The organism is Cytobacillus horneckiae (assembly GCF_002835735.1).
GTDB classification, from domain to species: Bacteria; Bacillota; Bacilli; order Bacillales; family Cytobacillaceae; genus Cytobacillus; species Cytobacillus horneckiae.
The window spans coordinates 27474-41892 of record NZ_PISD01000042.1; the positions used below are offsets into that span (position 1 = coordinate 27474).

At 39.0% G+C, this 14419-nt stretch carries 13 protein-coding genes and 1 pseudogene; 9 read left to right on the plus strand and 5 right to left on the minus strand.

Features of this window, described 5'->3' with window-relative positions; genetic code table 11:
* The first annotated feature begins 6 nt into the window (after window positions 1–6).
* The 5 genes and pseudogenes from CWS20_RS18565 to CWS20_RS18590 all read left to right on the plus strand — a co-directional run bounded on the left by CWS20_RS18565 (window position 7) and on the right by CWS20_RS18590 (window position 5280).
* Window positions 7–1072 (plus strand): annotated as a pseudogene (locus CWS20_RS18565) (ABC transporter ATP-binding protein).
* An 85-nt stretch (window positions 1073–1157) separates the two neighbouring features.
* A complete protein-coding gene (modA, locus tag CWS20_RS18575; protein ID WP_066190223.1) occupies window positions 1158–1946 on the plus strand; it encodes a molybdate ABC transporter substrate-binding protein in 789 nt (262 codons plus the stop codon).
* Window positions 1927–2604, plus strand: a complete 678-nt coding sequence (gene modB, locus CWS20_RS18580; protein WP_066190220.1) for a molybdate ABC transporter permease subunit — start codon at window positions 1927–1929, stop codon at window positions 2602–2604. The genes modA and modB overlap by 20 nt, the downstream gene beginning before the upstream one ends.
* A 153-nt stretch (window positions 2605–2757) precedes the next feature.
* Entirely contained in the window at window positions 2758–3807 is a 1050-nt protein-coding gene (locus CWS20_RS18585) for an NAD(P)/FAD-dependent oxidoreductase (protein ID WP_066190218.1), read from the plus strand.
* A 273-nt stretch (window positions 3808–4080) separates the two neighbouring features.
* Window positions 4081–5280 carry an iron-containing alcohol dehydrogenase gene (locus CWS20_RS18590; RefSeq protein WP_066190215.1) on the plus strand — a complete coding sequence of 400 codons (1200 nt, stop codon included), beginning with the start codon at window positions 4081–4083 and terminating at the stop codon, window positions 5278–5280.
* A 168-nt stretch (window positions 5281–5448) separates the two neighbouring features.
* On the opposite strand, the gene CWS20_RS18595 is transcribed toward CWS20_RS18590, so the two are convergent.
* A complete protein-coding gene (locus tag CWS20_RS18595) occupies window positions 5449–7791 on the minus strand; it encodes a heavy metal translocating P-type ATPase (protein WP_066190212.1) in 2343 nt (780 codons plus the stop codon).
* Window positions 7788–8162, minus strand: coding sequence for an ArsR/SmtB family transcription factor (locus CWS20_RS18600; RefSeq protein ID WP_066190209.1), 375 nt, complete (start codon window positions 8160–8162; stop codon window positions 7788–7790). Before CWS20_RS18600 ends, CWS20_RS18595 begins: the two co-directional genes overlap by 4 nt.
* A gap of 602 nt (window positions 8163–8764) precedes the next feature.
* Here CWS20_RS18600 and CWS20_RS18605 point away from each other — a divergent pair.
* Window positions 8765–9001, plus strand: coding sequence for a ferredoxin family protein (locus CWS20_RS18605; protein ID WP_066190206.1), 237 nt, complete (start codon window positions 8765–8767; stop codon window positions 8999–9001).
* 65 nt (window positions 9002–9066) lie between these two features.
* On the opposite strand, the gene CWS20_RS18610 is transcribed toward CWS20_RS18605, so the two are convergent.
* The 3 genes from CWS20_RS18610 to CWS20_RS18620 all read right to left on the minus strand — a co-directional run bounded on the left by CWS20_RS18610 (window position 9067) and on the right by CWS20_RS18620 (window position 11443).
* Window positions 9067–9816 (minus strand): amino acid ABC transporter ATP-binding protein, encoded by a 750-nt coding sequence (locus CWS20_RS18610; protein ID WP_066190202.1) that lies wholly within the window; start codon window positions 9814–9816, stop codon window positions 9067–9069.
* Window positions 9817–9830: 14 nt separating this feature from the next.
* Entirely contained in the window at window positions 9831–10490 is a 660-nt protein-coding gene (locus CWS20_RS18615) for an amino acid ABC transporter permease (RefSeq protein ID WP_066190200.1), read from the minus strand.
* Between the two features lie 167 nt (window positions 10491–10657).
* Entirely contained in the window at window positions 10658–11443 is a 786-nt protein-coding gene (locus CWS20_RS18620) for an amino acid ABC transporter substrate-binding protein (protein WP_083957153.1), read from the minus strand.
* A gap of 332 nt (window positions 11444–11775) precedes the next feature.
* Here CWS20_RS18620 and CWS20_RS18625 point away from each other — a divergent pair, with 332 nt between their 5' ends.
* From CWS20_RS18625 to CWS20_RS18635, 3 genes are all read left to right on the plus strand, one after another.
* Window positions 11776–12357 (plus strand): TetR/AcrR family transcriptional regulator, encoded by a 582-nt coding sequence (locus CWS20_RS18625; RefSeq protein ID WP_066190194.1) that lies wholly within the window; start codon window positions 11776–11778, stop codon window positions 12355–12357.
* A 24-nt stretch (window positions 12358–12381) separates the two neighbouring features.
* Complete coding sequence (locus CWS20_RS18630; RefSeq protein ID WP_066190192.1) at window positions 12382–13587, plus strand: MFS transporter; 1206 nt, start codon at window positions 12382–12384, stop codon at window positions 13585–13587.
* 154 nt (window positions 13588–13741) lie between these two features.
* Window positions 13742–14419, plus strand: a 678-nt coding sequence (locus CWS20_RS18635; RefSeq protein WP_142385400.1) for a peptidoglycan-binding domain-containing protein, incomplete at its 3' end; no start/stop codon positions are given.

Below are 14419 nucleotides of genomic sequence, written 5' to 3' on the forward strand. Positions count from 1 at the left end.
CAATTAATGGCTAACCTAATGCTTCAAAACATGAGTAAAATCTACAATCAAGGCGAAAAAGCTGTTAAAGATTTTAATTTGAATATTAAAGATAAAGAATTCATTGTACTAGTCGGACCGTCCGGATGCGGAAAATCTACTATTTTAAAAATGATTGCAGGTCTGGAAGATATCTCCGATGGCGATCTCTATATCGATGGAACAAAAATGAATCATGTTTCTTCAAAAGATCGTGACATCGCCATGGTCTTTCAAAACTATGCATTATACCCTCATATGACAGTATATCAAAACATGGCATTTGGATTAAAGATGAGAAGGCTTACCAAACATGAAATTGCTGAGCGCGTCAAAAAAGCAGCTAATATTATTGGACTGCAATCCTTTCTTAATCGTAAGCCTGCTGAATTATCCGGCGGACAAAAGCAGCGTGTTGCATTAGGAAGAGCCATTGTAAGAGATGCAAAGGTTTTCCTAATGGATGAACCCCTTTCAAACCTTGATGCAAAACTTAGAGTGCAAATGCGTGCAGAAATTAATAAGCTTCACGAAAAACTCCAGACTACAACAATCTACGTGACCCATGACCAAACAGAGGCAATGACAATGGCCAGCAGAATCGTTGTCCTTAATAAAGGAGAAATTCAGCAAATCGGCACCCCTAAGGATGTGTACGAAAAGCCGGAAAATATGTTTGTTGCAAGCTTCATCGGTTCGCCTGCAATGAACCTAATTCCCGCAACAGCTACTGCAGAAGGACTTAGAATAGACGGATTTAAAGATAAGGTTTCGCTTAACACGGTGGAGCTTCCTTCAAGCGGACAAGTCACCCGTGGGCCTGCGTCCAGAAGATATATCAATAAATGAAGCCGCACCGCAGTTTTACGCTACAATTGAATCAATTGAACGCCTTGGGTCGGAATCTATTATTAACGCAAGTATGGCAGGTCAATCAATCGCCATCAAAACAGATCCTGATTATAACAATAAAGTAGGATCACGTCTTCTTCTATCTGCGCACTTCCGAAAGTTTCATCTATTTGATAGTGAAACAGAAAAAACGATTCTTTAGTTGAAAAAACAATTTAACTTTCTAACTAATTATATTAATATATAACTAGTTATAATTAATCATAAGATACAAAAGGGGAACAATCATGTTAAAAAATATGAAGTTAAGTATCATCATTTTATTTTGCCTTGTTTTTACTGCTGCCTGTTCATCAACTGAAAATTCGACGGATGCAGAAAAACAAAATGTGGAGTTAACCATTTCTGCAGCTGCCAGCTTAAAGGATGCATTGGAAGATATTCAAGCTTCATATGAAGATGAAAATCCAGAAGTAAAATTAAGTTTTAACTTTGCTGGCTCCGGGTCGCTGCAACAGCAAATCTCTCAAGGAGCACCAGTCGATTTGTTCTTCTCTGCTGCAGAAGATAAATATGATTTACTTGTCGAAGAAGGCAATATCGCTGAGGAAGACGGCAGCGATTTATTAGGAAATGAACTTGTCCTTGTTGTGCCTGAAGATGATTCTACTGTTGAAAATTTTGCAGATCTTGTAAAGGATGAAGTGGAGAAAATATCGATCGGAACTCCGGAAACCGTTCCAGCTGGTGCATACGGCCAAGAAGCTTTGGAAAATATGAAGATATGGCACCAAATCGAATCTAAAATGGTCTTTGCTAAGGATGTTAGACAGGTTTTATCCTATGTTGAAACAGGAAATGTACGTGCTGGCATTGTCTATAAAACAGATGCGCTTGTATCAGATAAGGTAAAAATTGTCGCCACAGCTGAGCCTGACACACATGCACCCATTATCTATCCTGTAGGTGTCATCAAGGACTCTAAAAATTACCAAGAAGCGCATAAGTTCTATAAGTATTTAAGAAGTGATAAAGCAATAAAGGTGTTTGAGAATTATGGATTTACTGCTCAATAATCTCGTTTCCGAACAGTTTGTTAGTCCTATATGGGTTTCTCTAAAGATTGCTGTTATTGCGGGTATCATCGTGGTTGTAACTGGAACAATGGCAGGCCGGTTCTTCGCAAGAAAGCAGTTTAAAGGAAAGGCGATTGCAGAGACCATCCTAATGCTGCCAATGGTCCTTCCGCCAACAGTCGTTGGTTTCTTTCTAATTGTCATTTTTGGAAAAAACAGTTGGGCGGGACAAGCGATTACCTGGTTATTTGACCGCCCGATTATTTTCACATGGTGGGCAGCTGTCATTGCTGCCATTGTAGTTGCTTTCCCGCTCATGTATCAATCCGCTAAGTCGGGCTTCTTAAGTGTAGACAAGGATATTGAAAATGCCGCACGCGTTGACGGAGCAAGCGATTGGAAAATTTTCTACCTTATTTCCATTCCTCTCGCTTCAAAAGCCTTAATTACTGGAAGTATTTTGAGCTTTGCGCGCGCCCTCGGAGAATTCGGTGCAACACTTATGTTCGCCGGGAATATTCCTGGTGAGACGCAGACTTTGCCAATTGCTATTTATATCGCGATTGATTCCGGCAATATGATAATGGCTTGGTTATGGGTCATTGCCATCGTAGCTATATCATTTATGATGCTATTAGTTGTTAGGGTAAGGGAGTAATATGAAGGGCAATAATAGGTGCTGCCAGCGCTATTATTGCCCTTTTTATAAATCTGCCAATATAAAGTTTGCAAAACATATTGTGTTTCTAATTGAAAAGTTGTATTCTTAAATGAGAATGATAATCAATTGCACGATTAGGGGGAAATAGTAATGGAACAGCATGAGTTGTATGATGTGACGATAATTGGCGGCGGTCCGGCGGGATTATACTCTGCCTTCTATAGCGGCCTAAGATCAATGAAGACTAAGCTCATTGAATATCAGCCTCAGCTTGGTGGCAAAATTCATGTCTATCCCGAAAAAATGATTTGGGATGTAGGCGGTCTAACTCCAGTGCCAGGCGAAAAGCTGATTGAACAACTCATTACCCAAGGCCTGACATTTGACCCTACAATTGTATTAAATGAAAAAGTCGTTAAAATATCAAAAAATGAGGATGATTCCTTCATATTACATACAGAATCTGGCCAATCGCATTTCTCTAAAACGATTATTGTCGCTGTAGGAGGCGGGATTTTGAAGCCGCAAAAGCTGCAAATCGAGGGTGCGGAAAAATATGAAGTATCAAACCTGCACTATACAGTCAAATCATTAAAACGATTTACAGATAAAACTGTCATCATCTCGGGCGGCGGGAATTCGGCGATTGATTGGGCAAATGAACTAGTGCCATTTGCTAAAAAGGTGTATTTAACTTATCGAAAAGACGCTTTGAACGGTCACGAATCTCAAGTACAGCAACTGGAAAGCAGCACAGCGGAATGTTTTTATAATACATCCATTTCTAAATTGATTGCTTCTGACAATCATGAGAAGATTGCCAGTGTGGAGCTGACCAATCATCAAACAGGCGAAGTGACAGAATTAAAAATTGATGATGTAGTCATCAATCATGGCTATGAACGCGATTCCGCGCTTTTAAATAATTGTGAACTGGACATCAGCATGGTTGATGACTTTTATATCGACGGAAACGCCAGAAGCGAATCCTCTGTTCCCGGCCTTTATGCTGCCGGCGATATTTTGATGCATGAAGGCAAGGTGCATTTAATAGCAGGCGCTTTTCAAGATGCTGCCAACGCCGTCAACAAAGCAAAGAAATTTATAGAACCTGAAGCTCATCAATCTGGGATGGTCTCCTCACATAATGAAATTTTCAAACAAAAAAATAAAGAGCTGATTAAACAATTTGTTAAGTAAACAGCAAAATCCCCTTTCTAATGTTTAAGGGGATTTTTTTTTCATAGAATTTTGTAGCATTAATCGTTTTTAGTTGAACAGGTTCATCTTCAAATACATAGAGCATGCCATCCTCTTCTTTCTCATCAATATTAAATTGGAGGAGTGTTTTTTTTATTTATAAGGTTAAGGTTTTCATTCTTTCTCCGTCTTTTACGTTCTATTCATCATATAATTGATTCTATACATCACGAATAATCCCTTTAGAAACAAGAATAAAAGGAGATTAATAATATGAAAAACTTCTATTATCGCAGCATTCAAGCTGGTATGCGGATCGGGATAAATCTTCTAAATTGGAACACCCCAAAGCTTTTAGAAGGAAAGGACAGCTCCATGCTGCTACCTAAAATCATTAAAGAAGAAACTATCGAAAAAGTACTTATTGTAACAGATGAAGGATTAACGGAAATAGGTTTATTCAAGCCTTTACTAGCAGGTTTGGATGAAGAAGGGATTGATTACTTTATTTATAATAAAACAGTCCCAAACCCGACGATTGAAAATATTGAAGAAGGCCGCTCACTCTATATAGAATCAAATTGTCAGGCCATCATTGCCTTTGGCGGCGGATCGGCAATGGATTGTGCGAAAGGAATTGGTGCACGTATAGCGAAGCCAAATGTTAGCATCCCGGATATGAAAGGACTTTTTAAGATACGCAAGAACCTTCCACCGCTTTTCGCCGTACCGACAACAGCCGGTACCGGCAGTGAAGGAACACTGGCCGCTGTTGTATCGAACCCGATCACAAATGAAAAGTATGCAATCATGGACCTATCATTAATACCAGCCTATGCCGTGCTTGATTGCGCGCTGACAACTGGTTTGCCTCCGCATATCACTGCAACAACTGGAATGGACGCCCTCACTCATGCGGTAGAGGCCTATATTGGTAAAAGCAATACAAAAGAAACAGAAAAATATGCAAAAGATGCTATTGTGCTTATCTTTGAGAATCTGTATACCGCTTATACCCAAGGTGATCACTTGGAAGCAAGAGCCAACATGTTGAAAGCCTCCTATCTTGCTGGCCTTGCATTTACAAGAGCCTATGTGGGCAATGTGCATGCCATCGCCCATACATTAGGAGGATTCTATTCCGTGCCGCATGGACTGGCAAATGCGGTCATCCTGCCTTACGTATTAGATTATTATGGTGAAACCGCTTATAAGAGATTAGCTGAACTTGCTGATCTAATTAAGATAACCGATGAACATCACACAATTAAAGAAAAAGCTATCAAGTTTACTGAAGAAATAAAACGATTAAATTCTAAAATGAATATTCCAGAAAAGCTATCGGTAATTGAAGATCATCATATACCAAAGATGGTTGACCGCGCATTTGCAGAGGCAAACCCGCTTTATCCAGTACCGAAGATATTTACTAAAGCAGACTTTAAATTCATCTATGATGAAATAAAAGCATAAGCAAGGACAGTTTTTATTAGCTGTCCTTCCCTATTTTTACTACAACTTATTTTTGATAGACCAACTGAGGTAAAAATAAAGCTAAGGAGCGTAAGCCATTCCTTTCATCAGCCAAAACAAAGAGCCGCACTACTCTTTCCTGAGAGCAGGCGGCTTTGTATACTATTATTATTCCTTTACTCGCATTAATCTCATGCTGTTTAAAGCAACAATGAGCGTGGCGCCTATGTCAGCAAGAATCGCAATCCATAGTGTCAGCCATCCAGGGATGACCAATAGTAAGGCAAAAAGTTTTATTGCTAATGAAAATGTAATATTGGCAATGATAATTCTAAGTGATTTTCGGCTTAGCTTTATTGTAAATGGCAGCTTTCTTAGATCATCGCCCATCAATGCTACATCTGCTGTTTCCAATGCCGTATCGGTTCCGGCACCGCCCATCGCTATGCCTACATTTGATGCAGCAAGTGCCGGGGCATCGTTGACACCGTCTCCGACCATTGCTACATGGCTGTATTTTTCACGGAGCTGCTTTACACTGGTTAACTTGTCTTCTGGCATTAATTCACCTTGAATATCCGATACTCCGACATAGCGGCCGATGACATTAGCTGTTGCGTTATTATCACCAGTCAGCATGATTGTTTTTTTCACTCCGAGTGCATGAAGCTTTTCTATCGCCTCTTTACTCGATTCGCGGACTTCATCAGCGACTGCTATTACAGCGATAATTACTTGATCTGTGCCAAATACCATAGCTGTTTTCCCTTGCTGCTGAAGTTCCATCACTCTATTTTCTATACGCTTATTATTAATTCCGAGTTCATTGAAAAGTTTAGGACTGCCTATAAAATAAGGTATTCCTTCAATTTCTCCTTTAATTCCCTTACCTGTCAGCGATGAAAAATTTTCAACTAAGATATTTTTATAATCAATATGTTCATCGTCTGCTTTTTTTAATATTGCTGAAGCAAGTGGATGCTGCGAACGATTTTCCAATGCGGAAATAAATGAAAGAATGTTTCGGTCATCATTGCTTTCACCTATTACTTCGTAATCTGTAACAGCAGGGACACCTTTCGTTAATGTACCCGTTTTATCAAAAGCAATGGCTTTAATAGAACCCATTTCTTCTAGATAAATGCCGCCTTTTATGAGTACGCCTTTTTTAGCTGCATTGCCGATTGCTGATACGATGGCAATTGGTGTGGAGATGACCAATGCACATGGACAGCCAACAACAAGAACGGCAAGGCCTTGGTAAATCCATGCTTCCCAGCTTCCAGCAAAGAATAATGGCGGCAAGATCGCGACAAGTGCTGCAACTGCCATAATAATAGGTGTATAGTATTTGGCAAACTTATCAATAAAAGCTTGGGCAGGGGCACGTTCACCTTGCGCCTCTTCAACTAAGTGGATGATTTTCGAAATCGTTGTATCACCGACAAGCTTAGTAATTTCCACTTCAAGAAACCCTTCTTCATTTAGCGTTCCAGCATATACTTCATCATCCATTTTCTTTTCTACAGGAACAGACTCACCAGTAATCGACGCCTGATTAACTGCAGAATGACCGCTTACAATCACGCCATCCATGGCAATCTTCTGTCCCGGTTTAACAATCATAATGTCGCCGACTTCAATATCTTCTACATGAATCATTTGTTCATGTCCATTTCTTCTAACAAGTGCTTCTTTAGGAGCAATCTGCATTAATGAACGGATAGAGTTCCGTGCACTGTCCATTGAAAACCGTTCTAGCTCTTCACTGATTGCGAATAAAATGACTACTACCGCCACTTCTCCCCATTCACCAATAATAGCTCCACCGATAACAGCAACTGTCATCAATGTTTTCATATCAAAGTCAAGCCTAATAAGATTTTGCAAACCAATTTTTAAAAGCTGAATTCCGCCTATTAATATCGTTGCTAAGAAGAGAAGAATGGTAATGAGATTATCTTCGCCGTTCACAAACCATGATAGGTATCCTAATAAAACGAATAAGCCAGCAAAAAGCAGTGTTTGATATTTTTTATAAAAAGGTATTTTCTCATCTTTTGCTTCACTCTCAGTAGGCTCATTATTTTTTTCGGAATGGACTTTCAAGTTTTCAAAAGCACCAGCCTTTTCCAAATCTGCGATAGATACCTGACCTACAACTGAGATTTTTGATGCACCGAAATTTACCTTTGCTTCCTCTACACCAGGAAGGCCATTTACATTCCGCTCAAACTTTCCTGCACAATTGGCACAGGAGAAGCCTTCCACGCGATAGACCTTTGCCTCTCTTTTTTTATCAGGAATAACTTTTAAATTCTCAAATGCCCCTGCTTTTTCTAACTCTGCTACAGAAGCCTCTCCGATAACAGATAATTTTGATGCGCCAAAATTCACCTTTGCTTCCTTCACGCCTGGAAGTTTGCATACATTTTTCTCGAACTTTCCTGCACAATTCGCACAAGAGAATCCCTCTATACGATAGTCATTTTTTTCTGCTTCACTACTCAAGTTCGCACACCCTCCTTGTGATGGGTATAAGCTACTTGAATCAATTGCTTCACATGTTCATCATCTAAAGAATAAAAGGCAAGCTTCCCTTCCTTACGAAATTTAGCCAGGCCAATATTTTTTAACAATCTTAAATGATGAGAAGCTGTAGCTGTCGAAGAACCGATAATGTTCGCCACATCGCATACACACAGTTCTTCCTCTATTGTTAGTGCATAAGCGATTTTTATGCGCGTGGCATCTGATAGCGCTTTAAACAATTGCTCTAATCCACTAACTTCATCTATTCTAGGCTGCACCCGATTTACTTTTTCTTCATCATAGCAAAATGTTTCACAAACATCGTTTTCTTTCTTCAATTTTTGAACCATTTTTGCACCCCATTCAAACATCCATTTGATTGACTTACTTTTAGTCTATGAAACTAACAAGGTGTTTGTCAAAGGTTTTAATCAAATATTTGTTTGAATGAACATATATAGGCAAAAAATGAAAGCGTAAATCCCAAATAGAATCAATCAGGAATTATCATACTTAGCTACCGGCTTGGCACAGAAGCCGGTGTTGATGGAGGCTGAAACCTCTATTAAAATTGTTCATTCCGTACGCTTGACATGAATAAACCCTCATTCAAGTCTACGACTGTTGTTGGTTTGTAATTAATTATTTGTGCTTTGTGTCCGTGGTACATCATAGCGGTATTAATAATTATAGGTTGTAAATATTCCAGATCATTCTTCTCTTGCAGACTTTTCAATCATACAAAATAGGATATGTTTCATAGGCTTATGTTGAATAGACATAAACCTAATTATTTATTAATTTCACTAGAATATTTTAAATATTGGTTTAATTATCAAATTTGGGAGGAAAACATATATAAATATCTAATTTATAGCCTTAGAAGAAGCAAAATTAATTGATTGGTTGCATCATCTTTAGCCGGAAATCATAATGATTGGAGGGAGAAATTATGTCCTATGTCATCACATCACCGTGTATTGAAGAACAAGCTGCAGATTGTTTGGATTCTTGCCCAGTTGATTGTATTGAAAAAGGGGAGGATCAATATTTAATCGATCCTACTATCTGTATTGACTGCGGTGCATGCGAAGCCGTTTGCCCAGTCGATGCCATTTTCTATGAAGAAGATGTTCCTGAAGAAGAAACAGAGTTTATTGCAAAAGCTAAAGAATTTTTTGATGTTTAATGAAAAAGGAATCTCTTTTTGAGATTCCTTTTTCAAACGTGGCCAATGTGATTAAGTGCAGATATTTAACTGCTTAAACTTCTTTGCAAAAATGCCTTTGTCCGGTCAAACTGAGGGTTCGTAAATAAAGCTCCAGGCTCGCCTGACTCAACGATTTCCCCATTATCCATAAAAATCGCCTTTGTTGCTACTTCTTTGGCAAAACCCATTTCATGCGTCACAACAATCATCGTCATTTTTTCCTGGGCGAGGTCTTTCATGACCTGGAGAACTTCACCAGTTAATTCAGGGTCTAGCGCTGAGGTCGGTTCATCAAATAATAAAATTTCAGGATCCATCATCAATGCTCTTGCAATGGCCACTCTCTGTTTTTGCCCACCTGACAGCTTTGCCGGATATGACTTAGCCCAACTCGTTAGACCTACCTTGTGTAAAAGCTCCTCGCTGCGCTGCTGAATCACTTTTATTGCTTCTTTTTTCGCCATTTTTGGAGCTATCTCTAAGTTCTCCTTCACTGTCAAATGCGGAAAAAGGTTAAAATGCTGAAACACCATCCCCATTTTGCTAGTAATCTGCTTTAAATCGTGCGCTTTCGCATATACTCCATTCTTCACAAGCTCTTGTCCATCAATAGAAATAGTTCCATCATTTATTTCTTCTAAATGAATAAGACTGCGAAGCATCGTGCTCTTTCCAGATCCTGAAGGACCGATGATTGCTACTACATCATTTTTATCCACATTAAAATTGATTCCTTTTAAGACTTCTAAATCGCCGTATGACTTTTTCAAATTTGATACCGTAATGATTGACATGAACACCGCTCCAACTATTCGAACTTAAATCTGCGTTCGAGGAATTTAAAGAATAATGAAAGTATAAGCGTCATTAGTAAATAAATAATGGCCGCTAAGAAAAAGGGAAGGATGGTAAAATCTCTATTAACTGCGGTTTGCGCAAAGTGCAATAGTTCTGGAACAGCGACAGCATATAGCAAAGCGGTATCCTTCACTAAAGTAACCGATTCATTTGCAACAGCGGGCAACGCCACTCTGAACATTTGTGGAATGATAATGCGCGTTAATGTCTGCCATCTATTCATGCCTAGCACTTGCGATGCTTCATATTGGCCTTTATCTATGGACAATAGCCCCCCTCTGAATATCTCTGCGAAATAGGCAGCATAATTTAAAATAAATCCGAGACACGCGGCTACAAAGCGGTCAAGGACCAAATATTCTCCAACAACCGGCAGCATCGGCAAACCGAAACAGATGAATAATAGCTGTAATAGCAACGGCGTCCCACGCATGATATAAATATATCCTTGAGCCATCCAGGAGATCATTCTAATATTGCTTCTGGAAGCAAGTGTCAGCAAGAAGCCAAAGGGTATCGATATAACAATCGCAATCAGGAATAAAAGAATAGTCACCTGTGCGCCTTCAAGCATTGGTTTTAGAACTGAAAGGATATAATCAAAAGACATAAGAAAGCTCCTCTTAGAAAAACCGGAAATACGCCTAGTTAGGCGTGTGCCTTTGTTTTCCTTGTGCAATATTTTTACTAATTTCCAATAGGCTAAACGAATATTCTACTATTAATGAAAAAGCAAAACAGGTTTCCTTAAGAAATCCTGCTTTGCTTTTCGCCGCTTTACTTTAATAAGCGATCTTCACCGAACCATTTTTTTGAAATCTCACCAGCCGTACCATCCTCTATCAATGCATCAAGTGCCGACTGCAGCTCATTTAATAATTGTTCATTGCCTTTTTTCACACCAATTCCGTACTCTTCAGGTGCGAGTGATTCATCAAGTATTTTAAATGTATCTTTTTCTTTTGTCATATAATAATCTATTACGACTTCATCAATAATAACTGCATCTAATCGCCCGCTCTTCAAATCACTTAAAGCAAGCACATTATCAGAGAACTCCGTAATCTCTTTTACATTCTTGCTAATGTCATTTGCATTTAATGCATCTGCTGCGGATGACAATGACTGCAATCCAACAACCTTCCCCTCTAAATCATGTAATTCGGTTAACTCTGAATCAGCCTTTGTTACAGCAACTTGTGCATTGCTTAAGTATGGTTTTGTGAATAGTACCTTTTCTTTTCTTTCATCTGTTATGGTGTAGCCATTCCAGATTAAGTCAATGCGTCCACTGCTTAATTCAGATTCTTTTGTTTTCCAATCGATGGGCTGGAATTTTGGAGTAGCGCCCATTTTTTCAATGACCGCTTTAGCTAAATCAATATCAAATCCGACAATTTCATTATTTTCATCTCTAAAACCCATCGGTGCAAATTTATCATCTATACCGATTACAATTGTTTTTTGATCTGATTCTGACTCTCCTGCAGAAGTACTAGAACATGCTGCCAAAAGAGAAATGATAAAAACTGATATAAGTTTAAATGCAAATTTTCTTTTCACGACGAATACCACCTTTATTTTTTAAAATAACTTTATCTCGCTAATGTATTAGAGTACTAAAATTAATTTATCACAATAGTAAAATATCTGTCAAGGTAATATTTCAATATATTGTAAAGGGAAACCTTCAACCAATGAGCAATGTATAAATAAATCCTTCTAATATAACAGTAATATTTGAGCCAGAAATACTTGGTTCTGAAGTTTATCTAACCCTTAGAAGCTTTACCATTTTCAACCTACGTGATGGATATAAAATCTTCTTGCCTTTACAGCTAAGATTTGCTAAGATAACTGACGAACGTTCGTTAAAGAGGTAGAGGTGATAATTCTTGAAAAGTGATGAAATAAAAGAGGCAGCTCTAAAATTTTTTACAATCCATGGGTATGAAGGAGCTTCCCTCTCTCAAATAGCAGAAGACGTTGGCATGAAAAAACAATCCATTTATGCGCACTTTAAAGGAAAAGATGACCTTTTTCTTCAAGTGTTACATGATGCGAAGGAAACGGAACTTTCTTCTAAACTGGAATACTTCAGCAGCATCGATTCTTCTCATCCTGAAAAAGACTTATACGGGTTTTTGCAGCTTGTTATAGATCTTTTTCAAAAAAATGAACAGCTGAAATTTTGGCTGCGCATCTCCTTTTTTCCACCGGCCCATCTTCAAAAAGATATTGATATGGAAGTCATTGATATTGAAGAAAAAGTCCAGGGTATTTTAGAAAATAAGTTTCAGGAATGGATGGATGCAAAGTTAATCATCGCACCTTCTGCAAAAATACCCACATATGCTTTTTTAGGTGTCGTCGATTCCATTTTGATTGAGCTTGTTTACGGAAATGATGAACATCGGCTGTTAGAAAAACTGAATGCCTCTTGGCGGGTGTTTTGGAGGGGTATTTCACATCATTGATAGACGAAAAAGAGGTGTTTATTTATGGTACAAAAACCAATTAAAGAACAAAAGATGGTATTAATTATCCTTTTAAGCAATATTTTCATTGCCTTTTTAGGTATTGGGTTGATTATCCCTGTTATGCCGTCGTTTATGAATATTATGCACTTATCAGGCAGTACAATGGGCTATCTTGTTGCTGTATTTGCAGTTGCCCAATTAATTACCTCCCCTTTCGCTGGCCGTTGGGTGGATAGGTACGGACGAAAAAAAATAATTACTTTCGGATTATTTCTTTTCGCTGTATCAGAATTAATTTTCGGCCTTGGCACTCATGTTTCTGTGCTTTATTTTGCAAGAATTCTTGGCGGTATGAGCGCAGCATTTATTATGCCGGGAGTGACAGCATATGTTGCTGATATAACGACAATTAAAGAACGCCCGAAAGCAATGGGGTATGTTTCGGCAGCCATTAGCACCGGATTTATTATCGGACCAGGAATCGGCGGCTTTATTGCAGAGTTTGGCATCCGCCTGCCATTTTTCTTCGCAGCTGGAATTGCCTTTTTAGCTTGTATTCTTTCTTTATTTATATTGAAAGAGCCGTTAACAAAGGAACAAATGGAAGAACTATCGAGCAACTCCAAGCAAAGCAACTTTTTTGGAGATTTAAAACGCTCCTTTAACCCGTTATATTTTATTGCTTTCATTATTGTCTTCGTCCTTGCTTTTGGTTTATCTGCATACGAGACTGTTTTCAGTTTATTTTCTGATCATAAATTCGGCTTTACTCCAAAGGATATTGCGTTAATAATTACAATTAGCTCTATTTTCGGTGTAGTTTTCCAAGTGTTTATGTTCGGTAAAATGGTCGATAAGCTAGGAGAAAAGAAACTGATTCAAATCTGTTTAATTACAGGAGTTATACTAGCCGCTGCATCTACTGTCATTTCAGGCTTCTGGATGGTTTTGCTTGTCACTTGTCTTATTTTCTTGGCATTCGATTTACTTCGCCCTGCCCTAACCACTTTCCTATCCAGATCAGCTGGAAAAGAACAAGGATTTGTAGCTGGTATGAACTCTACCTATACAAGTCTAGGAAATATTGCCGGCCCAGCTGCAGCAGGTATACTTTTCGATTTAAACATTCATTATCCATACCTTTTTGCAGCAGTCATTATGTTTATTGGCCTTAGCATTACCTTTATGTGGAGGGAAAAACAATTTGCTGAAAATGTAGCTGATTAATAAATATGACAAGATGTGAACTCCCCCTTGAAATCTCAAGGGGGTTCTTTTTTATAACCATACATACCAATGGGATAAATTAACATAATGAAGATATTAAAATATTGGAGATATTAAGTTTGTCAAATAAAAACAAGCTTAAGGATGTGGTCAAATGCATAAAAATACGGTTAAAAAAATTAGTATTGCGCTATTATTAACATTCATGTTGATTTTGGCAATGGCTCCTCAAGGATTTGCCTTTGGAAAAGGTGCACACGGTCCTGATGTATATGTTGTTCAAGGGATGTTAAAATCACTTGGCAGCTATGAAGGTAAAATAACTGGACATTATAACGAGGCAACTGTTCGCGGCGTTAAATACTTTCAAAAACAACATGGATTGAATCCAACTGGTGCAGTCGATAATCGTACATTTGAATCAATCACATATTCATACACAGCACAAAAATTTGGTGCTGGCGGTGGACCTGGTGCTGGTGAAGGCCCTGGTGCTGGCGGTGGACCTGGTGCTGGCGGCGGTCCTGGTGCTGGCGGCGGCCCTGGTGCTGGTGAAGGTCCTGGTGCTGGCGGTGGACCTGGTGCTGGTGAAGGTCCTGGTGCTGGTGAAGGTCCTGGTGCTGGTGAAGGTCCTGGCGCTGGCGAAGGTCCTGGTGCTGGTGAAGGTCCTGGTGCTGGTGAAGGCCCTGGTGCTGGTGAAGGTCCTGGCGCTGGCGAAGGTCCTGGTGCTGGTGAAGGCCCTGGTGCTGGTAAAGGTGCTGGCGAGGAGCCAGAAAAAGAACCAATTAAAGAACCAGCTAAACAACCTAGCAAAGAACCAATTAAAGAACCA

What these genes read in the sequence shown, in the direction of transcription:
- modA (WP_066190223.1), top strand. Translation starts at nt 1,158, where the DNA reads ATGTTAAAAAATATGAAGTTAAGTATCATCATTTTATTTTGCCTTGTT.
- modB (WP_066190220.1), top strand. Translation starts at nt 1,927, where the DNA reads ATGGATTTACTGCTCAATAATCTCGTTTCCGAACAGTTTGTTAGTCCT.
- CWS20_RS18585 (WP_066190218.1), top strand. Translation starts at nt 2,758, where the DNA reads ATGGAACAGCATGAGTTGTATGATGTGACGATAATTGGCGGCGGTCCG.
- CWS20_RS18590 (WP_066190215.1), top strand. Translation starts at nt 4,081, where the DNA reads ATGAAAAACTTCTATTATCGCAGCATTCAAGCTGGTATGCGGATCGGG.
- CWS20_RS18600 (WP_066190209.1), bottom strand. Translation starts at nt 8,162, where the DNA reads ATGGTTCAAAAATTGAAGAAAGAAAACGATGTTTGTGAAACATTTTGC.
- CWS20_RS18605 (WP_066190206.1), top strand. Translation starts at nt 8,765, where the DNA reads ATGTCCTATGTCATCACATCACCGTGTATTGAAGAACAAGCTGCAGAT.
- CWS20_RS18610 (WP_066190202.1), bottom strand. Translation starts at nt 9,816, where the DNA reads ATGTCAATCATTACGGTATCAAATTTGAAAAAGTCATACGGCGATTTA.
- CWS20_RS18615 (WP_066190200.1), bottom strand. Translation starts at nt 10,490, where the DNA reads ATGTCTTTTGATTATATCCTTTCAGTTCTAAAACCAATGCTTGAAGGC.
- CWS20_RS18630 (WP_066190192.1), top strand. Translation starts at nt 12,382, where the DNA reads ATGGTACAAAAACCAATTAAAGAACAAAAGATGGTATTAATTATCCTT.